Raw genomic sequence first — 23350 nt, 5'->3', positions numbered from 1 at the left:
GACGAATACCCCAATACCCTCTGGACTGTCCTGTATTTCTATAGCACGGACGAAAGCACCCTTATCGGATTAACGAGCCATGTCGCCTCGACGCTGTCATCTGGCTGGCTTCCAGCCCCGTCGGCGCGCCACGGCCTCGCCGAGCATCTGCTCGACCTCGTCCACACCCGCCCGCATCGACATGCGCTGCAGGTAACTCTCCCTGGCCCGGTGCGACATCTCGGCCCGCGCCTCCGCCGGGATCACCGCCGCCAGCGCGAACCGGTCGGCCAACGCCTGCCAGTCCTCCGGTGGGCAGGAGAGGCCGACCCGGGTCCGCTCCACCAGGTCGGCGGTGTCCCCGCCGGCTGACACGACCACGGGCGATCCGCAGGAGAGCGCGGCCTGCAACTTCGCCGGCACGGTGCCACGCAGCGTCGGCAGATCCCGTAACAGGACGAGCTGGTATTCGGCGGCGTTGTACAGCTCCGCCATCTGCTCGGGCGGACGCGGACCGACGAACCGCACATTGCCGGCGCCGAGTTCCGCGGCGAGCCGACGCGCCTGCTGCTCCTCGCTGCCCGAGCCGACCAGCACCAGGTCGAGCTGCCCGTTGACCTGGGCCGCCGCCCGTACCGCCGTCTCGACCCGCTGGAACGGGCCCATGTCGCCGGCATGCATCACCGTGCATCGACCCCGGTGCCCGATCGCCTGCCGGGCCGCCGCGCTGGCCGTCGTGGGCCGGAAGACCCGCTCGTCGGTCCAGTTGAGGATCACCCGGACCTTGGCCTCGTCCGCTCCCCGGGACACCACCAACTCCCGCATCGACGGGGCGATCACCGCGATACCGCTGGCCGCCTGGTAGATCCGGCGCACCGTACTCGCAAGGCCGCCGTGGAGCAGCCGGTCGGCGGTGCCCGCGCCAGCCACCGTCGACCGGCTCGCGGTCTCCGGCCACAACTCCTGTACGTGCAGGACGGTGGGGATCTGACGTAACAGCCGGAGCAGTCCGGCGGCGGCGAACGTCGTGGCCGGAGGCTGGTAGACGTAGAGCACGTCGACCCCGGCCAGGTAACGCGGGGCGACCAGGGCCACACTGCCGGCGAACGACAGGTAGCTGGCCATCATGCGGGTCGCCGACGCGTCGTGACCGGGGTAACGCGGCACCCGTCGTACGGTGAGTCGCTCGCTGCTGGTCTGGTGCTTCCAGCGTTGCCGCCAGCCGGGATAGAGCTGACCGCCCGGATAGTCCGGGAATCCGGTCAGGACTCGAACCTCGTGTCCTCGGGCGACGAGTTCCTCGGCGAGACTGCCCGGGATGAACGCCGGCTCCGGTGGAAAGAAGTAGGACAGGATGCCGATCTTCACCTGGCCACCACCAGTCGCCCGGTGGCGGTGGCCGGGATCATCGCGGAATCCGGGTGAGTTCCTGGGTCGGCTGGTCGACCACCCGGGTGGCCAGTACGTCGATCTGCCCTCGGGGTGGCTCCGCCTCGAGACCAGTCCCCTGCACGGCGTGGCTGGTCGACCGGCTCGGCCGGTTGCCGCCCTGGACCGAGCGGGCCGTCGGACCGGTCACCCGGTACGCCTCGTACTGATATGCCTCCGACGGTGGCACCTTCGCCATGTTGAGTACGCAGCCGAGCAGCCGGGCGGCCACCGAGGAGAGCGCCTGTGTCGCCGCCGCGACCTGGGTCCGCGACGTCTTGCCGGCCCGGGTGACGAGCAGGGCACCATCGGCCTGTACCGCGACCACCACCCCGTCGGTGACCGCCAGCAGTGGCGCGGTGTCGATGATGATGATGTCCGCGGACTCCCGCAGCGAGAGCAGCAGATCCGCCATCCCCTTGGAGCCAAGTAGCTCACTGGGGTTCGGGGGGATGGAACCAGCGGGCAACACCAGCAGTGACCGGTCCCCCCACGGACGTACGGCGTCATTGATCTCCGCCTCGCCGATCAGCACGTCGGTCAGTCCGATTCCGGTGGGCATGCCGAGGTAGTTGGCCACCCGAGGCCGGCGCAGGTCGGCGTCGATCAGCAGCACTCGCCAGCCCGCTTCGGCGAGCACGATAGCCAGGTTGCAGGCTGTGGTGGACTTGCCCTCGCCCTGCACGGCACTCGTCACCGCGATCACCCCGGCGGGCTCCTGCACATCGACGAAGCGGAGGTTGGTCCGCAGCTTGCGCAGCGCTTCGGCGCGGGCCGAGGTGGCGGCACTCTTCACGATCAGCGGGCTCAGCCTGGCGCTCTGGTCGAACGGCACCTGCCCGAGCAGGGGGCTGGTGGTGACCCGGTGCAGCGTCTCGCCGTCATGGATGGTGGTGTCCGCGCGGCCACGCAGCACCGACAGGCCGACGCCCAGCACCAGACCGATCAACCCGGCAAGCAAGAAGGTCCGCGTCGGTTGGGGGGAGACCGGATCGGGATTCACCCGGGGACCACTCACCACTTCGAGCTTCACGGGCGGATTGTCGTCGCCGGGCGGCGTCTCGATCCTCTCCACCAGCGGGATGAAGCTCGCCGCCACCGCCTCGGCCAGACGCAGCGCCCGACCCTTGTCGGTGTCGGTGATCGTGGCGGTGAGCAGCACGGTATCCATCTGGACGTTTGCGGAGACCCGGGACTGCACCTCACCGGCGGCGAGCCCGATCGGATTGGCCGCTGCGACGTCCTGCGCGAGTCGGTCGCTGGTGAGCAGGTCGACATACGACTTCACTCGCTGCTGGAGGAAGAGACCGCCCTGGTACGCGTCACCCAACCCCCGACTCGGTGTCGTGACGAAGAACGTCACCGAGGCGGTGTACTTCGGTTCGGCCCGCACGGTGAGGAACCCGGCGACACCGAGAGCGACCATGACCGTCGCGAGTACGACCCACCATCGTTGGCGCACCACGCGCAAGTGGTCATGCAGGTCCATCGGGTCAGACCTCCCGTCTCAGGCATTGACTGGCTAATCGACATGAGGGGTTCAGGTGCTAGGAAAAGCGAAGAATCCGAAAAATTCCCATTCGACGCATGAAGCGCCCAACTGAATGTAAATGATGAGGAGCCGTGGGTAGTCGCAATCTGCCTAACAAGCCCCAGAACCAGGCGATACCCGGACGCGGTGCCGCCGGGCCGACGCTGTGGTTAAATGATCAACGGTGTGCCGGGAAGTCTGGTCGGCGGTGAGGGATCCGTAGGACCAACGACCCCGAAGGGCACCCGTGACGATGAACCGGCCGCCGGCACCTGACAAGCCGCGCATGACCCGCCTCTTCCAGCGCTCCGGCTGGCCGGAGGCGAAGGTGGTGGCGGACATCCTCCGCACCGAGACGGTCGGTGGCGGGCTACTCCTGCTGGGCGCGGTCGTCGCCCTCGTCTGGGCCAACTCCCCCTGGTCGGCCTCCTACCTGACCCTGAGCCAGTTCGTTCCCTGGCCGGGCGGCAGCTCGCTGCACCTGGACCTGAACCTGGCCCAGTGGGCCGCCGACGGCCTACTGGCGATCTTCTTCTTCGTGGTCGGCCTGGAACTCAAACGTGAGTTCGTCGCCGGGGACCTTCGCAATCCGCGGCGGGCGGCGCTACCCGTCGTCGCCGCCATCGGCGGCATGGCCCTGCCCGCCGTGATCTACCTCGGGGTCAACCTGGCCGCTGACGGCGGGGCCCCACGGGGCTGGGCCATTCCCACCGCCACCGACATCGCGTTCGCGCTGGCCGTACTCGCCGTGCTCAGCTCCCACCTGCCCAGCGGGCTGCGCGCCTTCCTGCTCACCCTGGCCGTCGTGGACGACCTCTTCGCGATCATGATCATCGCGCTGTTCTACACCGACCACCTCAGCCTGCTCCCACTGCTCGGGGCGCTGGTCCCGATCGCGATCTTCACGCTGCTGGTGCAACGCGGCCGGACCTGGTGGTGGGCACTGATCCCGCTGGGCATATCGGCCTGGGGGCTGATGCACGCCTCCGGCGTACACGCCACCGTCGCCGGGGTCCTGCTCGGCTTCGCCGTACCGGTGCTGCGGCGCGACCGGCACGGTCACGGCCTGGCGGAACGATTCGAGCACCGGTGGCGGCCGATCTCCGCCGGGCTGGCCGTACCGGTGTTCGCGTTCCTCGCCGCCGGCGTCTCCTTCCGAGGCGGTGAACTATCGACACTGGTCACCGACCCGGTGGTGATCGGCATCGCGGCGGGGCTGGTCTTCGGCAAGTGCATCGGCATCTTCGGCTCCACCTACCTGCTGGCCAGGTTCACCCACGCCGAACTCGACGAGGGAATCACCTGGTCCGACCTGCTGGGCGTCGCCCTGCTGGCCGGCATCGGCTTCACCGTCTCGTTGCTGATCGGTGAGTTGGCGTTCGGGCCGGGCAGTGAACGCGACGAGCACGTCAAGGCCGCCGTGCTGGTCGGCTCACTGACCTCGGCACTGCTCGCCTCGGTCGTCCTGCTCCGGCGAAACGCCGTCTACCGGCGGCTACACGAGCAGGAGACGCGGGACGACGACGGTGACGGGGTGCCGGACGTCTACCAGCAGTACCCGGCCCCGGAGGCCGAGCGGTAGGGCAGATCGGCTACCGTCCGTCGATCCGCACCCCGTCGATCGCGCTGAGCTGCTCCCCGAGGGCGGTACGCCGGTATCGCAACCGGTGGCCGACGCGCTCACCGACCACCAGGCCCGCGTTCCGCAGCGTGGTCAGATGGTGCGACGCGGTTGCCGGGGAGAGTCCCAGGGTGGTGGCGACCTCGCCGGTGCTGGCGGGCACGGCCAGCAGGGTGAGCACCCCCGCCCGGGTCGAGCCGAGCAGCGCCGCCAGCGGGGCCGACGGCTCGGCTGGTGCCGCCTGTGCCCAGAGCTGGCCGTATCCGCGGGGTGGATACCAGAGCGCACGACCCGCCGGCCCCGCGGTCAGGGGGTAGACCCGCGGACCGGCGAACCCCGCTGGCAGCAGGGTCAGGGACTGACCGTCCAGGCTCCATTGCCCCGGCTTGCCGTTCGCCAACCGGAGTGCCGAGCCGTCCCAGTCCAGTCTCGGATGCAAACCGGCGAGGAGCGCCTGCGGACCGTCCTCGGCCGCCAGCCGCGCCCGGTACGCGATCTCGCCCTCGGCCGCCGCTCGCAACCGGGGCCAGACCGGGGCCACCGCCAACTCGAAGTACCGCTGGACCTGCCGGACCAACTCGGCGAGGCCACCCGCCGGATCAGTGTCGAAGCGGCGGATCTCCGGCGGCGCGGGATGACCAGCCCAGGCCGCGGCCACCTCGGCCGCGACCCGGTCCAGCGGGGTCGCGGCCACCACCCGCAGTTCCTCGGCCAGGCTCGGCCGGGCGGTGGCCGGCACCGGGGTGAGGAAGTCCGGCACGTAGCAGGTCGGGCCGGAGATCACCGCGAGGAAGGTACGTAGGCCGGCCCCGGCAAGCAGGGGTCGCACCCGGGCCGCCCAGGAACCGTACAACCATGTTTCCCGTGGGCGGTTCAGGGCGAAGCCGCTCGTCACCACCTCGACCAGCGGCGAGTGCGCGAGCCTGAGCCCGACCAGGTCGGCTGGCGCAAACTCAATCATGCTCACCCGAACATTCGAGCACGGTCGAACGGCTACCGACCAGCCGAGACCCGTTCCTACCGTCACCCCCATGGAATACACCTACCTCGGCCGAACCGGCCTGACCGTGAGTCGGCTCTGCCTCGGCACCATGAACTTCGCCTGGCAGATCGACGAGGCGGCCAGCCATGCCATCCTCGACCGGGCGTTCGACGAGGGCATCAACTTCGTGGACACCGCCAACATGTACGGCAGCGAACGCGGCGACGGGATGAGCGAACAGTTCATCGGCAGCTGGTTCGAGAAGACCGGCCGGCGGGACAGGATGGTCCTGGCGACCAAGCTCTACGCTCCGATGACCGACTGGCCCAACGACGGCGGACTCTCCGCCCGGCACATCATCGCCGCCTGCGAGGCCTCGCTGCGCCGACTACGGACCGACTGGATCGACCTCTACCAGATGCACCACGTGCAGCGGAACACGCCGTGGGAGGAGATCTGGCAGGCGATGGAGGTGCTGGTCTCCCAGGGCAAGGTCAGGTACGTCGGCTCGTCCAACTTCGCCGGCTGGCACCTGGCCCGCGCGCAGGCCGCGGCCGATCGACGCAACTTCCTCGGTCTGGTCTCCGAGCAGTGCAAGTACAACCTGCTCACCCGTCACGTCGAACTGGAGGTAGTGCCGGCGGCGATCGAACTCGGGATCGGGATCCTGCCGTACTCACCACTGCACTTCGGCGCGCTCTCCGGTGCCATCCGCAAGCAACGCGAGGGGGTCCCCGGCCGCAGTGTCCTGCACGCCGCCGACCGGGTCGAACCGCACCGCGCGGCCCTGACCGCGTACGAGGAACTGTGCGCCGAGCTGTCGGCGGAACCGACCGCGGTGGCCCTCGCCTGGCTGCTGTCCCGGCCGGGAGTGACCGGTCCGATCGTCGGCCCGCGGACGGCCGACCAGTTGGACCTGGCCGTGGCGGCGCTGGACCTCGATCTGTCCGCCGAGACCCTGGCCCGCCTGGACGAACTGTTCCCACCAATCGGCAATGGCGGCCCGGGCCCCGAAGCCTGGGCCTGGTGAGCGGGGTGCGCCCAGGTCCGGACAGCGGACCCGGGCGCACCGGTTCGACGGGCCCCGCCGCCAATAGCCGCATCTGGCCTGTCAGGTGCATGCCCGCAGGCCGCCCGTGGCTGACCCGTTGGATGGGGTAGTCACGGGCGGCCCGGAGCGCTTCGCTCAGGTGAGCCTGAGCGAGGAGATGATGTCGTTGAAGTTCACCTGGTTGAGGTCGGCTGCCTCCGGGCGCAGCGACAGGACTCTGCCGGTCCAACTGGAGTGCTCGTAGCTCTGCTGCCAGCAGTTGTTGGCACCGTAGAACGAGCTGATCTTGTCGTTGGCGTTGTTCCAGTTGTAGGTCAGATTCTCCAACCAGTACTCCCAATGATCTACCGGTCCGTCGTCACAGGGGCGGTAGCCGGTCCAGATGTAGGTAAAGCCCCGGGTGTCATATCCGGTGTGCTCGAAGTTGACGGCCACGGTGATCTCGGCCATGGTGGCTGAGCCCGCCGCGAGGGCGGCCTTGTTCCGCTGTGCCGCCTGGGCACCGAGCTGGTTGAGCCGGTCACGCAGCCCGACGCCGGGCGTCAGCGCAGGCAGGGCGTCCGCGTTGGTGATCTCCCCCTGCGTCACATCGGCAATGGCGGCCGAGAAGGTCGAAAAGCAGCGGGTGGCACCGGTGCTGAGGTTCGTTACGCAGTGCTTGGCGGGCTCCTGCGGGGCAGCGCTCGCCGGCGCCGGGGTGGCCAGTGCACCCAGCAGTGCTGTGGCCAGAACGGCCAGAAGCCTGGCGTGTTTCCTGATCACGATTCCTCCTTGAGGCTGTCGACCCGGGCCCGGCGGTGAGTTGCGCGCACCTACGAGTCTCGGCAGAGCCGTTTGCCGGCAACAGTGGAAACCACGCCCCGGACACCTGTTGCCACCAATGCAGTCATTGGAGAAGATGGATGCCCGACTGGGCTGGTGAACGAGGTGACGATGACGGCGGACGAGCGGCTCGGCTATCGGCTGGAGACCGCCGCAGGGACCTTCGCAGTCGAGCTGCTCCGCCTTCGGGAGTCCGCCGGCACACCCAGCTTCCGCGAACTCGCCAAACGCGCGCACTACTCTCGAACCGCCCTGTCGACGGCGGTGGCCGGCCGCGTGTTGCCATCACTGCCGGTGACACTCGCCTTCGTCGCTGCATGCGGCGGAGACGAACAGGAGTGGCGCAAGCGCTGGCAACAGGCCAACCGCCGGCTCGACGTCAGCGCGGCGGGCATCCTCGAACGGCCGGTAATCGCCCGGCCAGCCGGGTCCCCCCAGGCGGTGGTGGACGGCGCCGATCCGGAACGGGCCGGATGCGGCTTCGACGCGGTGACGCTGGACGCGCAGAAGGTGGCCATCTCCGAGACTCAACTCGTCGGCCAGGTGCAGCTGCGCTACTCGCCATGGGGTCGAGCAGCCTGGTCCCGGTTCGAGGGCACATCAGGCCTGGACCACCTGGCAACGACCAGCCAGGTCGAGATCCACATGGAGATCGAACGTGGCGACGGCCTCACCCGCACCGTCGAAAAGCAGGAATACATCCACGACTACATGTGGTCGATGATCCTGCTGGTCGGCCCCGACCCGGTCCGCGCCCGAGTCCAGGTACTCATCAACGGCCGGCTGATGGGAGCCGGTGAGACCCTTGCACTCTCACTGAGCTGAGGCTGTCTACGGCAGCCGAGCCGCTGTTTTCCGAACATGGCAGGAAGAAGTCCGGACACTGCGCTGGCAACGCCAGCTAATGCCGCCGGTCGACATGACCTCACGTGGCGGACCGCACCCGTCCTGGTGCTGGGCAGCCGCCGGGCTGCCCAGCACACCGCCTCTGGACCGATCACCCCAGTTGGGGCAGGGCTTCCACGATGAGCCAGACGCCGCAGATCGCGAAGAGGATCGCCGCGCCATACTTGATCGTCTTCTCGGGCAGCCGCTTGCCCAGCATCCGACCGACCAGGATGGCCAGGGCGTCGGCCACCACCATGCCGATCGTCGAGCCCAGCCAGGTGCCGAACCATCCGTACTGGGTGGCCAGGGTGATGGTGGCCAACATCGTCTTGTCCCCCAGCTCGGCAAGGAAGAACGCGACCGACACGAGAACGATGGCCGACCGGTCCGTCCGATCGGCCTTGCGTTTCTCCTCGTCGGTCAGCACGTCGCCGCGCAACGTCCACGCACCGAAGGCGAGAAAGGCCAGCCCGGCGACCAGCGAGATCCAGCCGGTGGGCAGCACCGCGCCCAGTCCGACACCGATCGCCACCGACGCCAGGTGCACCACCGCCGTGGCGACGGTGATGCCGATCAACACCGGCACCGGTTTGAACCGGGTGGCGAAGGTCAACGCCATCAACTGCGACTTGTCGCCTAACTCGGCCACGAAGATGACGCCGAAGCTCACCGCCAGAGCGACAAAGAATCCGTCCATGAAACCCTTCCCGGTCGAGCCGGGTCAGGGCATGGGCGACCTCGACCCGGCCTTTACAGCCTGAGTCGAAGGTCTCGCCCGCCCCACCTGGATGAGGCCGCGTGGCCGGATGCGAAAAACGCACCAGTATGTCGACCACGACATTGGGAGCTACTCCCCTTCGCGGCACCGAGACTAGCCGATACCGGTGCCGGCCGGTCCGCCGGGTGCACCAGGTCACTGGTCTGAGCGCGGTTTCCCGACCCGTGACAAACACGATGGCGAGGGCTACCGCCCGTTCCTGCCGGGCCGGTCGCTTCGCTGGTCGGACCGGTGCTGACGTATCCGGTGGTCGGACCGGTGCCGACGGATCCGCCACCCGACCAGGCCGATCACGACGAGCCCGACCACGGTGAGGGCGGCGAACCGCCCAAACGTCCGTTCCAGGAGGTCGTAGGAACGACCGGCCAGGTGACCGAGCAGCACCGTACCCGTCCCCCAGATCAGCGCGCCCAGGGCGTTGAAGAACAGGAAGGTGCCGTACGGCATCCGGGCCGCGCCGGCCAGTGCCGGCACCAACGCGCGCAGGAACGCGACGAACCGCCCCAGCAGAACAGCCACGCCGCCCCGCCGGGCCAGCAGACGCCGTGCCCGCTCCACCCGCTCCCGGTGCCGGCAGAGCAACCGGCTGTCCATCAGCCGGGGTCCGAGGTGCCGGCCGACGGCGTACCCGACCGTGTCGCCCAGGACCGCCGAGGCGACCACCACGACGATCATCGTGGGCAGCGTGGCGTGTCCCCGGCTCACCGCCACCCCACCCAGCACGGCAGCGGTCTCCCCGGGGATGACGAAGCCGAGAAAGAGCGCATCCTCGGCGAACACCAGCGCCCCGACCGACGCGTAGACCAGGATGCCGGGCAGACCCAGCAGCCAGGCCGTGAGCCGACTCATTCGGCCGGCGGTCGACTCGACCACATCTGCCCAGTCCAGCAGAGATCATCGGTGGCGGTGGGTGAATCCCACCACCGGGTGCCGGTGGGCCTACCGGCTCACGCCCGGCCACGTTCTCCGAATGCGATGCGCAGCGCCCTGTCTGGATCTGCGGCTGCCGTGAACACGGGTCGATGATGTCCTCATGGTGGAAGACCATCGTCCCGCCCGAGCAGTCGTCCCCGTGGCATTCGAACGCGCCATCGATGTGGGACAAGCAGCGGCCCCGAGCAGGCGGGCTGACGCGGAACCCGACCCATCGCCATGAAAAGGAATTGCACTGTTGACAGCTCCGCATTGGTCACCGAATCCGGAATTGCCAACTGCGAACCCCACTCAGGCCCGAGCCCGAGCGCGCTGGCGATTCCGATCAGGGCGTTTCCGGCCGGCACCCCGGCCCCGAGAAACCGGCATGCACGGTACGGACCGGCTGAGTCGCCAAACGCGTCTTACCACGGCCCAACGACTGTGGGTGGCGTGGTCGACATCTGCCCGGACGTTCAGGGTCAGATTTCTGGTCTCAGGGTGTAACTCGTGGCCGTTCGGTGCCATGAGTAGTAGTGAGATGGACGCGGGTGGGGGTTGAGTGAGCGCTGATCGGGATGAGCATGCCGCGTTCGAGCGGATGTTCGAGTCGAGCTATCACCTTGTGCTGCGCTACTGCTACCGCCGCGTCGGTGATGTCGAGCATGCGCGGGAGTTGACCCAGGAGACGTTCATCGTGGCGTGGCGGCGTCGCGGAGACATGTCGACGGTTCCAGTGTCCTGGCTGTATGGGGTTGCCCGACGAGTGTTGGCTGATCACTGGCGTGCCGGGAGGGCTCGACCGGTGACGGTGCCGCTGGCCGACACCCTCGATGCCTGTGGGCTTGACGGATCGTTCGATGTGGTGGAACTGGCGCAGGATCTGCGCGGCGCGTTTCGCCGGTTGTCGGAGTCTGATCGGGAGGTCCTACGTCTGGTGACGTGGGAAAACCTGGACCTGGCGGGGGTGGCTCAGGCGCTCGATTGCGGTCGCGCGGCGGCGGCAGTGCGCCTGTTCCGGGCGCGGCAGCGCTTGGCCCGTCTGCTCGATGCTCCTGCTGCGGCGGAGTCGACAAGGAGATCCAGAGCACCGGTACGTGGAGGCACGCGATGAGCAGGGCAGAGAATGTGTTGAGGGGGCTGGATCCAGCGCGCGCCGTGCAGGAATGGCCGCCGGTTCCGCGCGTGGAGTGGGCGGCGGTGGCTGGGGGGCCTGCGCCGGACCGGGGGCGGCGATGGAAGAGGCGTGCTCTGTTCGGCGCGATGGCGACCAGTGCCGCAGCGCTCGTGGCTGGTGTGGTCGTCGTGCAGGTGGCTGACTCATCGACACCGGCGTATGCGGCGACGCCGGAACCGTTGCAGGTGCAATACAGCGGGGATGCGCCCATGGCCCGGGACGCCCTGCTCAGGCTGGCGGCGGCCCTTGAGGCGGCTCCGGCTCCGGCGCAGTCGGTGGGCCGGTTCAGCTTCGTAAGGGTTGGTCAGTGGTCGTTGGACATGTCCTTCAGCAAGGGGAGTACCGATGTCGCGATGGTGCCGCAGGTGATCTCGACCTGGCGGGCTGCGGACGGATCCGGCAAGGTGGCCACCGTAAACCTCGACCGCTCCGATCTGGAGCAGCGGCCGGACGCCGAGGGTCTTCTTGCCGCTGCGGCCGGCAGCGTCCCCGATGTCAATACCTACGGACCGGGTGAGCTGGCGGCCGTCGTCGCCGACCCGGTCCCGACCGACGCCAATGCCCTCGAACAGGCCCTGTACGCCCATCAACCGCGCGTCAACGGGGCGAAGTCGGCGGTACGCGCCGTGGCTGATCTGTACCGCACCACCGAGGTCGACCAAAACGTGCGGGTAGCGGTGTTGCGGTTCCTCGCCCGCACCGACGGGGTGCTCCTGCGCGGCGCGGTCACCGACCGGCTCAGCCGCCACGGCCTGGCGGTCAGCGTGGACTCCGACAACGGCGGAACCCGGGACATTCTGGTTTTCGACCAACGCACCGGCCTGTTGCTTGCCTACGAGTCGATGTTCCTGCGCCGCCCTGAGCGCCTACCGGTGCGGGTACCGGCGGTACACGCCTACGTGCTCTACCTCGATCAGGACCGGCGAGCCGACACGACCTGAGTGCGCCAGCGACTCTGACGAACACCGACACGGGGTGCCCTTGTAACGAGGGCACCCCGGCGTGATCAGTGGGGGGAATGGTCGCCCTGGTCCCGGGCGACAGGCTAAGGGTGCGCGGTCAAAGTGCGGCGGTCAGGAGCTCTGCGAAAGTTCCTCGGGCCATCGCTGGCGGGCGACGCTGTCCTGCCACTCGGCCACCGGCCCCGACTCTCCAGCACGTGCCGCAGCCCGGTCAACGACCGGGAAGTCCGCCCCGCCCACCAGTTGGTGCGTTCCGCGCCCCTGTTCCGTCTTCGCCGCCAGCACGTAGGTCGTGCCGGGCCGCAGCAGGGACTCGCCCTCCACCTGCCAGGTGTCCTTGCCGAGAATTCCACCCAGTTGTACCAGGCGCAGCATCTTGACCGGCTCTCCCTTGAGGGTCTTGTCCACGGTCACATCGAAGACGGTGTAGGGCGTACCGTCGCGCTCCTGCACTTCGACGATACGGTCCACCGTCGCGACGACAACGTAGTCGGCGAAACCAGCCACCTTCGCCTCGTCCTTCACATCGAACGTGTAGGACGAGTGCACCGAGTACGTTTCACCCGAACGCAGCGAGTCGTAGGCCAACCACCCACCAAAGGCCACCGTGACAGCGGCAGCGCCTGCGGCCAGCGGTCGAACAAGGCGGCGCTTCATGCTAGGCACCCCCGTACGTTGTGATACGAGCTGATGTCCCACGACTGCAGGTTGTTGTTCATATTCAGCGTGCTTCTGCGATTCGTTGTACCCGTCCATATAGTTCTGCTCAGTTTGATGTCGTCCGCGCCCGCGCTGCAGTCGAATCAGCCCGCCGACTGTCACTAGGGTCGGCGTAGTCGGACACGTCAACGTCGGCGTAGGTCGAGGCCGTGTCAGCTTTGACGTCGATCGGGTTCAGCGAGTTCCATTAATTCACCGCGTTTCCTAGTATCCACCCTCCAGCCAATCGATGATCATCAAAAAACCTAGCGATCAAGTTGGCTCCGGATCATCGTCACGGCCCGACCGATCGACCTGACCACCACTATCAGCCTCGCTTGACCTGGGGCCCGCGAGCCTGGCACCAACCCTGGTTGGCGTCATTCGGCAACCTGCTCAGCGACGGCGGCCGGTCCTCGTTGAGGTCCTTTCGGCAACGGGGCGCGATCCGGACCAGCAGTTCCCTGCGGTCGTGGCCCGCAAGTCGTTGACGGCGCTGCGACGTAGCAGCGCGCGAGCTGCTCGACGTCCAGCCCACGCAGGATCTCGCGGGCTCCCTCCTGCTGGTGGGCATACGCCTCGTCACGGGTGGTCGAGTCGGCGAGGCCGTGACCACGCGCGCCGCAGGCGCCCCGTCGGGACCGCCCGGCCGAGGGTGACCAGGAAGCGCTCCTCGTCGTCGGTCCAAGCGGCGCGAACTTCGAACCCGGCGGCGGCCAACTCGGTCTCGACCCCGGACCGGTGGAACTTGGCCGAGATCTCGGTTCGCAGCTCCTCCCCCTCGGCGAAGTCCACGATCAGGTCGAGGGCGACGACCCGTACCCGCTGGGCATGACGGGCCCGCAGTCGCATCTCGATCCACTCGCGTTCGGCGTCCCAGACCGCGACGTGGTCGAATCCGTCCGGCTCGAAGTCCGCTCGCAGCTTCCGATTGACCACCCGCAGGACGTTGCGGTTGAACTCGGCGGTCACCCCGGCGGCGTCGTCGTAGGCGGGCACCAGCACCGCCGGGTCCTTCACCAGGTCGGTACCGATCAACAACCAGTCGCCCGGTTCCAGCGCCGCGCGCATCGACCGGAGGAATTCCGCCCGCTCGTCGGGGGTCAGGTTGCCGATGGTGCCACCGAGGAAGGCCACCATGCGGCGACCACCAGCGGGCATCCGATCAAGCTGCCGGGTGAAGTCTGCGACGATGCCCCGCACCCGCAGACCGGGATAGTCGGCCGCGATCTTCGCCGTCGACTGACGTAACGCGCTGACCGAAACATCCAACGGTACGAAGGTGCCCAGACCGCCCGGTCGGGCGAACGCGTCGAGCAGCAGTCGGGTCTTCTCCGAGGAGCCGGACCCCAGCTCGATCAGGGTCTTCGCGTCGCTCAGCCGGGCGATGTCGTCGGCGCACGCAGCCAGGATGGCCCGCTCGGCGCGAGTCGGGTAGTACTCGGGCAGGCGGGTGATCTCCTCGAACAGTTCGCTACCCCGGGCGTCGTAGAACCACTTCGGCGGCAGCCACTTCGGCTCGGCGGTCAGACCGATCCGGACATCCTCGCGGAGCGCTCGGGCGAGGTCCTGCTCGGTCAGGTAGATCTCCAACGGCTCGGTGCTCACGTTGTCTCCTTCTCGGCCGGGTCGCGTCGGCGCGACCCTTGGATTGACCGTTACCCGTCCGGTTCACGACTGCCGGTCGATCGGAAAGCTGGTCAGGTCGTCGGTGGTGGCGACCACGAGTCGCCGGTCCGGGACCGATCGCCACCCGGGGTCGTCGTCGAGCGGCTCGGAGGAGAGCAGCACCGAGCCATCGCCGACGCGGACCGACAGGGCGTGACCGACTGTGCTGGCCACCGCCGTACGCCCGTCGGTGAGCAGCAGGTTCAGCCGGGAGTCGGGGGCGACGGTGGCGACCTGCCGGACCGTGGTGCCGACCGCCTCAACCAGGGACGCACCGGCGCGGAGCCGGTGTCGGACGAGCGCCCAGAGCACCGCCGCGTCGGTCGGCGCGTCGAGGGTCAACAGGTCCCGGATCGGCAACCCGGAAACGATCGGCACCATCGAGTCCGGCCAGCCGCGTACCACCCCGTTGAGGCTGAACAGCCACGGTCCGGCGGCGAAGGGTGCGGCGGCGGTCTCCATCACCGGCATGCCGACGGTGGCCGACCGGACCGCGGCCAGGACGGTCCTGGACGAGGTCGCCACCGCCAGGGCCGGCAGTGTCGAGTCCGTCCAGATCGGCTGGCCCCGGCGGTAGCGCAGCGGCTCCGGGCCGGGGCCGTACCAGCCGATACCGAAACCGTCGGCGTTGACCGTCCCGCCGCCGCGCATGTCCCGAGGCGCCCAAGACTGGTGGGCCAGTGAGTGCGGCGGGTCGAACAGCAGCGCGGCCAGGGGTAGCGGTGGCCCGAGATAGACCAGATGTCGGCACATCAGGCGACCGCCGAGCGGCGTTCCGGCATCACCGGTCGTGCTCGCCGGGCCGTGGATCCCGGGCACAGCGGAACCCGCTGAAGATCTGCCGACGGATCGGCAGGTCCCAGTTGCGGAAGGTGCCCCGGCAGGCCGCTCGGTCGGTGCCGAACGAGCCGCCGCGCAACACCCGGTACGACTCGCCGAAGAACACCTCCGAGTACTCCCGGTACGGGAACGCCGCGAACCCCGGATAGCCGTGGAACCCGGTGGAGGTCCACTCCCACACGTCGCCGACGAGTTGGTGCACACCGAGTGGCGAGGCGCCGGCCGGGTACGCCCCTACCGGTGCCGGGGCGAGATGCCGTTGGCCGAGGTTGGCATGCTCCGGGGTGGGGTCCTCGTCGCCCCACGGATAGCGGCGGGACCGCCCGCTGGCCGGATCCCAGCGGGCTGCCTTCTCCCACTCGGCCTCGGTGGGCAGTCGTTTACCGGCCCACGCCGCGTACGCCTCCGCCTCGTAGTAGCCGACGTGCACCACCGGCTCGTCGAGGACCAACGGTGAGAACCGGCCGAACCGCAGATAGCCCCAGTCGGCGCCGTCCCGCCGCCAGTGCATCGGCGCGGCCAGATTGGCCGCACACCGGTAGTGCCAGCCCGGCTCGCTCCACCAACGCGGCTCGGTATAGCCACCAGCCGCCATGAAGGCCAGATAGTCCGCGTTGGTCACCGGCGCGGCGTCGATGAAGTACGCCGGCAGGTCGACCCGGTGTGCGGGGCGCTCGTTGTCCAGCGCCCACGGGTCGGTCGAGGTGCCCATGGTGAACGGCCCGGCCGGCACCAGCACCTCCCCGGTGACCGGCCCCGCCGACGGCGGCGGGGGCGGCGCGGCGAGCACCGGCGGTCCGACCCGCAGTTGGTGGGTGGCGAGCATGGTCTCGTCGTGCTGCTGCTCGTGCTGGACGATCATGCCGAACGCGAACCCGTCGGCAACCAGTCGACGTTCGTCGAAACGTACGGTGTCCAGGAGGTCGAGGACCTTGGTCCGGACCGTACCCAGATAGGCGCGGGCCTCGTCCGGCCGGAGCAGGGGTAGCGACGGCCGGTCCCGACGGGGCTGCTTGAACGCGTCGTAGAGGTCGTCGATGTCCCGTCGGACAGGTTCCCGACGCCCCACGTCGCGGACCAGCCACAGCTCCTCCTGGTTGCCGACGTGGGCGAGGTCCCACACCAGCGGTGACATGATCGGCGAGTGTTGGCGCATCAGGTCGGCGTCGTCGACCACCTCGGTGAGCAGGGCGCTGCGACGACGGGTGCGGTCCAACTCCGCCACGATCCGGTCGCGCAGATCGGCTGGTGGGGCGGTACGCGCATCGTCCGGGGCGGCCGGTGCCGCACCGAGCGTGTTCTCCGGGGCGGCCGGTGCCGCACTGGACGCGTTCTCCGGTCCGGTCGCCGGTGGGGTCGAGGTCACGGCGCTCCCCTCTCCGCGACGGTGAGCCGCCGCTGCACGATCTCGCTGATTCGCTGACGGGTGGTGGGCGGTAGGTCGGTACGGTCCAGGGCACGGCACGCCACGTCGAGCACGGTGGCAGCGGCCAGGGACAGGTCCGGGTCGGCCAGGCCGTACCGGGCGGCCCGCTCCCACTGGTCGACGACCGGCTCGCAGGCTTCCCGGGCCAGTTCGGCCGCCGAGTCGTCGGTGAGCAGGGCGGCGAGCACCGCCACCGGGGCGATCCACTCTCCTGCCGGCTGGCTGTCCAGATAACGGACCTCCAGATAGCCACGGGGCCGCACCGGTGGAAACAGGGTGCTGAGGTGGTAGTCCAGATCGTCGGTGGTGGGCGGCTGCGGTAACGCCCCGTTGATCCAGTCCTGGAAGGTGACTCCTGGCGGAGCGGCCCAGTTGGCGTCGCCGGGCCGCCGCACGCAGAGCAGCGGTGCGGCCAGCGCATAGGCCGACCAGGCCCGGGCCGGGTCGGGCTGGTCGGTGGTTCGGGTCCACGCCGCCCGGGTCCGGTCGGGGTCGATCCGCTGCCATGCGGCCATTCGCGCCGAGGCCCATCCGGTGTCCCGGCCGGCGTATCGTCCGGCGGTGGCGAAGGCGGCGACCAGCGGTGGCCCGTACGCGTGCAGTGCCTGCCAGCGCGCGGCGACCTGCGCTGGCATGCCGGCGTCGAAGCAGATCTGGAGGCCGGCGGTGCTGTACATCATCGCCCGGCCGGAGGGGCCTCGCCGGTCGAAGGCACAGCGCATGGCCCGATAGCGAGGGGTGTCGATTGCGGGACGGGGCGGCCGGTACGGGTCGATGCCGGTGCGGCCGAGGACGAGGCCAGCCGCAGCGAGCAGGCCGGTCAGGTAGTCGATGTCCGCGCTGGTGGTCTCGTGTAGTGCGTCGAGCCGGCGGTGGGGGATGGTGGAGATCTCCACCTGGCCGCCGGGCTCGACGGTGACCGTGCCTCGCTGTGGCAGCGGCCTGCTGGTGCTGCCGGGGTCGAGGGTGGTGGGGGCGTGCGGCCCGAGGGCGGTGCGTAGTCGGTCCGGATCGACCGGCTGGGCCGGGTCGACCGCGTCGTGGACGGTCCATTCCAGTTCCACGCCGACCAGGCGGGGTGGTCCGGTCTTGAAGCAGATCTTCGCGAGGTATCCCTCGGCTTCACCAACCTCCCGCAGCACCGTGGCGCTGTCGAGTTCCGGTCGCGTCGTCACTGGTCAGGCTCCCTCCGGTCCGGTTGGTCCCTGCCATACCCCGATCGCGACGGAACAGTCACCGCAGCGATCAAAGACATCGGCGATCTCCAATTTATACCCGACCGGAGGCGGCTCGACCACACGTCCTACGTCAGAGAGTATTCAAACGATCGCTAGCCGCGACGAATCTTCATGTCACCCAGCCGGCTCAGGCACTACCCCAGGCCGCACAGGGCGACCACCTCGTCGGCGCATCCCCACGAGAGCGTGACACCAGCTCCACCATGGCCATAGCTGTGCACCAGCCGTCCGCCGCCCGGCAATCCGACCGGGTCGACCTCGACCCGCGCCCCGCCGCGCCGGCCCGGCCGCAGGCCGACCCGATGTCCGATCACCCGGGCCTCGGCCAGCTCCGGCACCAGGGCGGCACACCGCCTCAGGATGGCCCGACCGGTGGCCTCGTCCACAGCCGTGTTCCCGTCGCCCGGCTCGAAGGTACCGCCGAGTACGACATCCCGGCTGCGCGGATGCACATAGGTCATGCCAGCCGGGTTCTCCTCGTCGCGTACCGAGACGTGCAATCCGGGGTTACCGACCAGGACGACCTGTCCGCGTACGGGGTGAACCCGGTCGTCCCCGGCCAGAACCCCGGCGGCCAACCCGGTGGCGTTGACGACGACCGGAGCGAGCCCGGCGACGTCCGCCAGCCGGTCGATCCGGCGCCGCGACACCACCCCACCGCCCGCCAGCACTCGCTCCATCAACCAGTCGAGATAGGGTCCCATTTCCGCGGTCGGGGCGGTGAACCGCCACTCGCCCAGGTAACCGGCAGGCACCTCGTCGACCGCCACCGTACGGAAGTCCGGCAGCGCGTCCGCCCACCACGGCGTGCCCTCGTCCGGGGTACGCCGCAGCATCCGGGTCGGACGCAGCACCACGCCGGGCACCCCACACCTCGCCTGCTCGGTCAACTCCTCGGCGGTACGACGCCCCCACTCCAGCACCCGGGGATCCTCCGCGGTACGGGTGGGATACCAGACCGCGGCAGCCACCCGGGACACCGTCTGGGCCGGCTCGTCGGCGGTCACCACCGCCACCCGGGCGCCACTGCGCTGGAGCCGGATCGCGCAGGTCAGACCCACCACGCCGGCTCCGACAACCACTACGTCAACCATGTTCCGAGCCAACCGGCCCGACACTGGAATCGTCCAAGACAAGTCCCTTACCAAACCATAGGCGGCTCTTATGATTGGTCGATGGAGCTGCGCCGGCTGCGCTACTTCGCCGTACTGGCCGAGGAGTTGCACTTCACCCGGGCCGCCGCGCGCCTCCACATCGCCCAACCCGCGCTCAGCCAGCAGATCCGCACGCTCGAACGCGAACTGGGCGCCCGACTGATCGAACGTGGCCGAGGTGCCTGCGCGCTGACCCCGGTCGGCGTCGTGGTCGCCGCCGAGGCGACCGCGCTGCTGGCCCAGACAGCCCTGGCGCGGGAACGCATCGCGGCGGCAGTGAGCGGCCAGGGCGGACGAATCCGGCTCGCCTACACCCGGTCGGCCCGGGGCGGACGGGTCGACGCCCTGGTGGCCCGGTTCCGGGCCGACAACCCGGACGTCGAGGTGGTGCCGGAGACCGGATGGACGGCACCGAACGTCGCCGGGCTGCTCGCCGGCCGCTACGACGCCGCGTTCGTCCGCCCGCCGGTAGACGAGGCACAGTTGCGGTGCCGGCTGGTCGACACCGAGGAACTGCTGTTGGCGGTCCCCGCCGACCATCCCCTGGCCCGACGCCGACGCATCCCCCGCGAGTTGGTCATGGGTGAGCCAGCGGTGATGTGGCCCCGGGAAAACGGCCCCGGCATGTACGACCGCATCGTCCAGCAGATCTGGCCGCACGGCGGCTTCCACCTGGTACGCCACGAGCCGGACGACGAACAACTGCTCCGGGCCGTCTCCACCGGTGCCGTGCTGGCCGCCGTACCGGCCGGCCGGGCACGCGCCCTGCGGGTGCCCGGGGTGCGCCTACGGCACTTCACCGCACCGGTCCCCACCGTGGACATCGCCCTCGCCTACCACGTACGGACCGTCACGCCGGCCGTACGACGTCTGCTCGCCGCACTGGACAGCGCACCGGCCTGACCCTGGCGCAGGCAATCCGAGCAACCGCTTGCATACCGGTCAGCCCTTGACATGGAGCCCCACGAATATATCCACTTGTGTCACTCCGCACCGACCAGGCGGGCCACGACCGAATGGGATACGTCCCCATCGTTGCTCGTGCCCGCCGAGAGAACCGGAGGCACGTGATGGCAACTCGGCCGCCGACGACACCGCGATCCGCTGACCCCGTACGCCTGCGTCGCCGCGCGCTGCTCGCCCTCGGCCTCGGTGCCGGTGCCGCGCCCCTGCTGACCGCCTGTGGCGGGGCCTCGACCAGCGGCGGCGACGGTGGCGCGGGTACGGTCGACTTCCTCTCCACCCAGTTCACGCCGGTCGAGGAGCGGCAGCGATTCGAGCGGATCCTCGCCGAACGGATCACCGCCGCGTCGGTGGCGTACAACCCGGTCGAGCCGGGCGTCTTCGCCTCGACGATCACCTCCCAGGTGGCCGCCGGACGGGTGCAGGTCGACCTCGTCGGTGGCCTGCACGGCGACCTCGCCCCACACGCGGACCGCTTCGAGAACCTCGACGACCTCGCCGGGAAACTGGCCGATCGCGGGTTCCCCGCCGAGATCGCGGCGCTGGGCCGGCTGACCGGCACGAGCACCAGCTACCTGCCCTGGATGCAGGCGTCGTACGTGCTCGCGGTCCACAGAAGTGCACTGAAGTGGTTGCCCAGCGGGGCGGACGTGCAGACCCTGACTTACGACCAACTGCTCGACTGGGCCGGCGCGGCCCGACGGGGCAACGGTGGCAAGCCGGTACTCGGCCTGCCCTGCGGGCCGAAGGGCCTCTACCACCGGTTCTTCCAGGGCTATCTGCTGCCGAGCTTCACCGGCGGGCAGATCAGCACATTCCACAGCGCGGCGGCGGTACAGGCCTGGCAGTACCTCAAGGAACTGTGGGCCCAGACCGCCCCCGCGTCGACCAACTTCGACCAGATGCAGGAGCCGTTACAACGCGGCGAGGTGCTCATCGCCTGGGACCATGTCGCCCGGCTGGTCAACGCACCCACCGCCAAGCCGGACGACTGGGTGATGGCTCCCGCGCCCCGCGGCCCGAAGGGACTGGGCTATCTGCTCGTCGTCGCCGGGCTGGCGATTCCACGAGGTGCGCCGGAGGCCGACCGGGCCCGCGAGGTCATCACCGGCCTCACCGCCCGTGAAACACAGCTCGACGTGTTGCGGCAGAACGCCTTCTTCCCGGTCGTCGACACCCCGAGCGCGGCCGACCTACCGCCCGCCGTCGCGATGGCGGCCGAGGCGGTACGCCGCCAGCAGGGTGCGGCCGGTGCCATCCTCGCCCTGCCGCCGGTCGGACTGGGCAACCGTGACGGCGAGGTGTCCCAGATCTTCAAGAACTGCTTCAAGGAGATCTGCCTGGACGGCCGGCCGGTACGACCGGTCCTCGACACGCAGGCCCGGCAGCTCGATGCCATCCTCGCCGAGTTGCAGGTGCCCTGCTGGCGGCCCGACCCGGTCGCGGCCGGACAGACCTGTCGGGTGGGATAGACCAGCGTGCCGACGCCAACGCCGACAGCCGCGCCGCCCCCCACAGCCGCGCCGGCCCCGACCCGCCGTGAACATCGGGTACGTCGCACGGGCCGGCTACCGGTACCGCTGCTGCTCGTGGCGCCGTCCGTGGTGTTCCTCGCCGTCCTGTTCCTCTGGCCGCTGGCCGTCGGCGTACTTCAGGCGTTGCGTGCCGACGACGGGTTCACCCTCGACCACCTCCGCCGGATGCTCGCCGATCCGTACTTCTGGCCGGCGGCCCGGAACACGGCGCTGCTGATCGTCGTACTCATCCCGCTCCAGTTCGCCTTCGCGTTGGCCATGGCGTTGCTGCTGCGCGACCGCCCCCGGCTGTCCGGGCTCTACTTCTACGTCTGGTGCGTACCGCTGGCGATCAGCGACCTGGCCGCCGGACTGGTCTGGCTGTCCATCTTCACCGACCGCGGCTACCTCAACTCGGCCCTGGTCCACCTCGGCCTCGACGAGGGCCATGCCTGGCTCTCCTATCAGAATCCGACCACTATGTTCGTCGCGGTGCTGCTCGCCGAACTGTGGCGGGCGACCTCGCTGGTACTGGTCATTCTCGTCGCCGGTCTACAGAACATCCCCCGCGACTACGACGAGGCGGCAGCGGTCTTCGGCGCGACCTACTGGCAGCGGCTGCGTCACGTCCTGCTCCCCCAGTTACGGCCCAGCCTCCAGGTGGCGCTGATCCTGCGGACCATCCTCGGGTTGCAGACCTTCGCCGTCGCCCAGGCACTGACCGGCCGCAACTTCCCACTGCTGGTCGGCGAGACCTACCAGTGGCACGTCACGCTCCAGAACGAGCACGTCGCCGCCGCGATCGCCCTGGTGTTGCTGGCGCTCTCCATCGGCACCGCCACGGTCTACCTGCGGGTGCTACGCGACCCGAGTCATGGGCGCTCGCGATGACCCGACGACGGTGGCGGACGACCCGGCGTACGGCGCTGGTGCAACTGGCCTGTGTCACCGTGACGCTCTTCATGGGTCTACCGCTCTACCTGATCGCGCTCGCCGCTCTCTCCAGTCGGGAGTCGCTGGACCGGTTCCCACTGGCCCTACTGCCGACCGGGGTGTCGGTCGACACGATGACAGCCTTCCTCGGCTCCACCGGGGTGCTGCCCGCGTTCCGCAACTCGGTCGAGATCGGCCTGCTCAGCCTGGTGCTGTCCCTACTGCTCGGTGTTCCGGCCGGCTACGCCCTCGCCCGGTTCGCGTTCCGGGGACGCGATCCCTACCAGCTGTTCCTGCTACTGGTCCGGGCCCTGCCGATCGTGGTGCTCGCCGTACCGCTGGCCCGGGTCTTCCTCAGCACCGGCCTGTACGACACGACGTACGCGGTCGCGCTCGTGCACACCGCGCTCGCCCTGCCGACCACCGTACTCATCACGTCGGCCGTCTTCGTCTCGGTGCCGGTCGAACACGAGGAGGCGGCGATGGTCTTCGGTGCCACCGCGCCCCGCGCCTTCGCCCGGGTCGTGCTGCCCCAGGCTCTGCCGGGCATCGCCGCCGCCGCCATCTTCACCTTCGTCACCTCATGGAACGAGGTGTTCGGCGCTGCCGTGCTCACCCTCAACCGACGTAGCCTGCCGGCCCAGGTGCTCACCACGCTCTCCGACTCTCCGCTCGCCTATCGGTTCGCGGGCGGATTCGCGTTGGTCGTACCGGCACTGGTCTTCATCGCCCTGATGCGGCGCTACCTGTTGAACATGTGGGGCAGCACCGTCCGCTGACCCGG

General features: G+C 69.3%; 21 protein-coding genes. 9 read left to right on the top strand and 12 right to left on the bottom strand.

The window, feature by feature from the left end; genetic code table 11:
- Positions 1 to 96: 96 nt before the first annotated feature.
- Positions 97 to 1347, bottom strand: a complete 1251-nt coding sequence (locus tag FHR38_RS28495) for a glycosyltransferase family 4 protein (RefSeq protein ID WP_184537985.1) — start codon at positions 1345 to 1347, stop codon at positions 97 to 99.
- 37 nt (positions 1348 to 1384) lie between these two features.
- A complete protein-coding gene (locus FHR38_RS28490; RefSeq protein ID WP_184537983.1) occupies positions 1385 to 2896 on the bottom strand; it encodes a tyrosine-protein kinase domain-containing protein in 1512 nt (503 codons plus the stop codon).
- Between the two features lie 328 nt (positions 2897 to 3224).
- Between FHR38_RS28490 and nhaA the strand changes: the two genes are divergently transcribed.
- Positions 3225 to 4520, top strand: a complete 1296-nt coding sequence (gene nhaA / locus FHR38_RS28485) for a Na+/H+ antiporter NhaA (protein WP_376771443.1) — start codon at positions 3225 to 3227, stop codon at positions 4518 to 4520.
- Positions 4521 to 4530: 10 nt separating this feature from the next.
- Here nhaA and FHR38_RS32975 read toward each other — a convergent pair whose 3' ends face one another.
- Positions 4531 to 5520: an ArsR/SmtB family transcription factor gene (locus FHR38_RS32975; protein ID WP_281385148.1), complete on the bottom strand. Its 990-nt coding sequence runs from the start codon at positions 5518 to 5520 to the stop codon at positions 4531 to 4533.
- A 70-nt stretch (positions 5521 to 5590) separates the two neighbouring features.
- Here FHR38_RS32975 and FHR38_RS28475 point away from each other — a divergent pair, with 70 nt between their 5' ends.
- Positions 5591 to 6571: an aldo/keto reductase gene (locus FHR38_RS28475; RefSeq protein WP_184537979.1), complete on the top strand. Its 981-nt coding sequence runs from the start codon at positions 5591 to 5593 to the stop codon at positions 6569 to 6571.
- A gap of 156 nt (positions 6572 to 6727) precedes the next feature.
- Here FHR38_RS28475 and FHR38_RS28470 read toward each other — a convergent pair whose 3' ends face one another.
- Positions 6728 to 7354: a hypothetical protein gene (locus tag FHR38_RS28470; protein ID WP_184537977.1), complete on the bottom strand. Its 627-nt coding sequence runs from the start codon at positions 7352 to 7354 to the stop codon at positions 6728 to 6730.
- A 156-nt stretch (positions 7355 to 7510) separates the two neighbouring features.
- Here FHR38_RS28470 and FHR38_RS28465 point away from each other — a divergent pair, with 156 nt between their 5' ends.
- The gene (locus tag FHR38_RS28465; RefSeq protein WP_184537975.1) at positions 7511 to 8239 is read left to right on the top strand and encodes a helix-turn-helix domain-containing protein; all 729 of its coding nucleotides are present in this window, start codon (positions 7511 to 7513) and stop codon (positions 8237 to 8239) included.
- Between the two features lie 172 nt (positions 8240 to 8411).
- On the opposite strand, the gene FHR38_RS28460 is transcribed toward FHR38_RS28465, so the two are convergent.
- Positions 8412 to 8999: a TMEM165/GDT1 family protein gene (locus tag FHR38_RS28460; RefSeq protein ID WP_184537973.1), complete on the bottom strand. Its 588-nt coding sequence runs from the start codon at positions 8997 to 8999 to the stop codon at positions 8412 to 8414.
- Between the two features lie 267 nt (positions 9000 to 9266).
- Complete coding sequence (locus tag FHR38_RS28455) at positions 9267 to 9929, bottom strand: DedA family protein (protein ID WP_184537971.1); 663 nt, start codon at positions 9927 to 9929, stop codon at positions 9267 to 9269.
- A gap of 664 nt (positions 9930 to 10593) precedes the next feature.
- Between FHR38_RS28455 and FHR38_RS28450 the strand changes: the two genes are divergently transcribed.
- Positions 10594 to 11106: an RNA polymerase sigma factor gene (locus FHR38_RS28450; RefSeq protein ID WP_221449225.1), complete on the top strand. Its 513-nt coding sequence runs from the start codon at positions 10594 to 10596 to the stop codon at positions 11104 to 11106.
- Entirely contained in the window at positions 11103 to 12110 is a 1008-nt protein-coding gene (locus tag FHR38_RS28445) for a CU044_5270 family protein (protein ID WP_184537967.1), read from the top strand. Before FHR38_RS28450 ends, FHR38_RS28445 begins: the two co-directional genes overlap by 4 nt.
- Positions 12111 to 12242: 132 nt before the next feature.
- Here the strand turns inward: FHR38_RS28445 and FHR38_RS28440 are convergent, their stop codons facing one another.
- From FHR38_RS28440 to FHR38_RS28410, 6 genes are all read right to left on the bottom strand, one after another.
- Positions 12243 to 12887, bottom strand: a complete 645-nt coding sequence (locus tag FHR38_RS28440) for a hypothetical protein (RefSeq protein ID WP_246446777.1) — start codon at positions 12885 to 12887, stop codon at positions 12243 to 12245.
- A gap of 525 nt (positions 12888 to 13412) precedes the next feature.
- Positions 13413 to 14438 carry an L-histidine N(alpha)-methyltransferase gene (gene egtD, locus FHR38_RS28430; RefSeq protein WP_184537963.1) on the bottom strand — a complete coding sequence of 342 codons (1026 nt, stop codon included), beginning with the start codon at positions 14436 to 14438 and terminating at the stop codon, positions 13413 to 13415.
- 63 nt (positions 14439 to 14501) lie between these two features.
- Positions 14502 to 15251: an ergothioneine biosynthesis protein EgtC gene (gene egtC / locus FHR38_RS28425; protein ID WP_184540355.1), complete on the bottom strand. Its 750-nt coding sequence runs from the start codon at positions 15249 to 15251 to the stop codon at positions 14502 to 14504.
- Between the two features lie 28 nt (positions 15252 to 15279).
- Complete coding sequence (gene egtB / locus FHR38_RS28420) at positions 15280 to 16578, bottom strand: ergothioneine biosynthesis protein EgtB (RefSeq protein WP_184540353.1); 1299 nt, start codon at positions 16576 to 16578, stop codon at positions 15280 to 15282.
- A 122-nt stretch (positions 16579 to 16700) separates the two neighbouring features.
- Positions 16701 to 17939, bottom strand: coding sequence for an ergothioneine biosynthesis glutamate--cysteine ligase EgtA (egtA, locus tag FHR38_RS28415; RefSeq protein ID WP_184537960.1), 1239 nt, complete (start codon positions 17937 to 17939; stop codon positions 16701 to 16703).
- A 197-nt stretch (positions 17940 to 18136) separates the two neighbouring features.
- Positions 18137 to 19096, bottom strand: coding sequence for an FAD-dependent oxidoreductase (locus FHR38_RS28410; protein ID WP_184537958.1), 960 nt, complete (start codon positions 19094 to 19096; stop codon positions 18137 to 18139).
- Positions 19097 to 19177: 81 nt separating this feature from the next.
- On the opposite strand from FHR38_RS28410, the gene FHR38_RS28405 reads away from it, so the two are divergent.
- The 4 genes from FHR38_RS28405 to FHR38_RS28390 all read left to right on the top strand — a co-directional run bounded on the left by FHR38_RS28405 (position 19178) and on the right by FHR38_RS28390 (position 23345).
- Positions 19178 to 20059: a LysR substrate-binding domain-containing protein gene (locus FHR38_RS28405; RefSeq protein ID WP_184537956.1), complete on the top strand. Its 882-nt coding sequence runs from the start codon at positions 19178 to 19180 to the stop codon at positions 20057 to 20059.
- Between the two features lie 167 nt (positions 20060 to 20226).
- Positions 20227 to 21591, top strand: a complete 1365-nt coding sequence (locus FHR38_RS28400; protein WP_184537954.1) for an ABC transporter substrate-binding protein — start codon at positions 20227 to 20229, stop codon at positions 21589 to 21591.
- 6 nt (positions 21592 to 21597) lie between these two features.
- Positions 21598 to 22524 (top strand): carbohydrate ABC transporter permease, encoded by a 927-nt coding sequence (locus FHR38_RS28395; protein WP_312882462.1) that lies wholly within the window; start codon positions 21598 to 21600, stop codon positions 22522 to 22524.
- Positions 22521 to 23345 (top strand): carbohydrate ABC transporter permease, encoded by an 825-nt coding sequence (locus tag FHR38_RS28390; RefSeq protein ID WP_184537952.1) that lies wholly within the window; start codon positions 22521 to 22523, stop codon positions 23343 to 23345. The genes FHR38_RS28395 and FHR38_RS28390 overlap by 4 nt, the downstream gene beginning before the upstream one ends.
- Positions 23346 to 23350 lie beyond the last annotated feature (5 nt).

The organism is Micromonospora polyrhachis (assembly GCF_014203835.1).
Classification (GTDB): domain Bacteria; phylum Actinomycetota; class Actinomycetes; order Mycobacteriales; family Micromonosporaceae; genus Micromonospora_H; species Micromonospora_H polyrhachis.
This window is presented reverse-complemented; position numbering and strand designations above follow the sequence as displayed.

Excerpts from the sequence above, each read along its gene's own strand:
- FHR38_RS28475 (WP_184537979.1), top strand. The coding sequence starts at position 5,591 with ATGGAATACACCTACCTCGGCCGAACCGGCCTGACCGTGAGTCGGCTC.
- FHR38_RS28390 (WP_184537952.1), top strand. The coding sequence starts at position 22,521 with ATGACCCGACGACGGTGGCGGACGACCCGGCGTACGGCGCTGGTGCAA.
- FHR38_RS32975 (WP_281385148.1), bottom strand. The coding sequence starts at position 5,520 with ATGATTGAGTTTGCGCCAGCCGACCTGGTCGGGCTCAGGCTCGCGCAC.
- FHR38_RS28440 (WP_246446777.1), bottom strand. The coding sequence starts at position 12,887 with ATGGACGGGTACAACGAATCGCAGAAGCACGCTGAATATGAACAACAA.
- egtC (WP_184540355.1), bottom strand. The coding sequence starts at position 15,251 with ATGTGCCGACATCTGGTCTATCTCGGGCCACCGCTACCCCTGGCCGCG.
- FHR38_RS28445 (WP_184537967.1), top strand. The coding sequence starts at position 11,103 with ATGAGCAGGGCAGAGAATGTGTTGAGGGGGCTGGATCCAGCGCGCGCC.
- nhaA (WP_376771443.1), top strand. The coding sequence starts at position 3,225 with ATGACCCGCCTCTTCCAGCGCTCCGGCTGGCCGGAGGCGAAGGTGGTG.
- FHR38_RS28400 (WP_184537954.1), top strand. The coding sequence starts at position 20,227 with ATGGCAACTCGGCCGCCGACGACACCGCGATCCGCTGACCCCGTACGC.
- FHR38_RS28490 (WP_184537983.1), bottom strand. The coding sequence starts at position 2,896 with ATGGACCTGCATGACCACTTGCGCGTGGTGCGCCAACGATGGTGGGTC.
- FHR38_RS28410 (WP_184537958.1), bottom strand. The coding sequence starts at position 19,096 with ATGGTTGACGTAGTGGTTGTCGGAGCCGGCGTGGTGGGTCTGACCTGC.
- FHR38_RS28405 (WP_184537956.1), top strand. The coding sequence starts at position 19,178 with ATGGAGCTGCGCCGGCTGCGCTACTTCGCCGTACTGGCCGAGGAGTTG.
- FHR38_RS28450 (WP_221449225.1), top strand. The coding sequence starts at position 10,594 with ATGTTCGAGTCGAGCTATCACCTTGTGCTGCGCTACTGCTACCGCCGC.
- FHR38_RS28455 (WP_184537971.1), bottom strand. The coding sequence starts at position 9,929 with ATGAGTCGGCTCACGGCCTGGCTGCTGGGTCTGCCCGGCATCCTGGTC.
- FHR38_RS28460 (WP_184537973.1), bottom strand. The coding sequence starts at position 8,999 with ATGGACGGATTCTTTGTCGCTCTGGCGGTGAGCTTCGGCGTCATCTTC.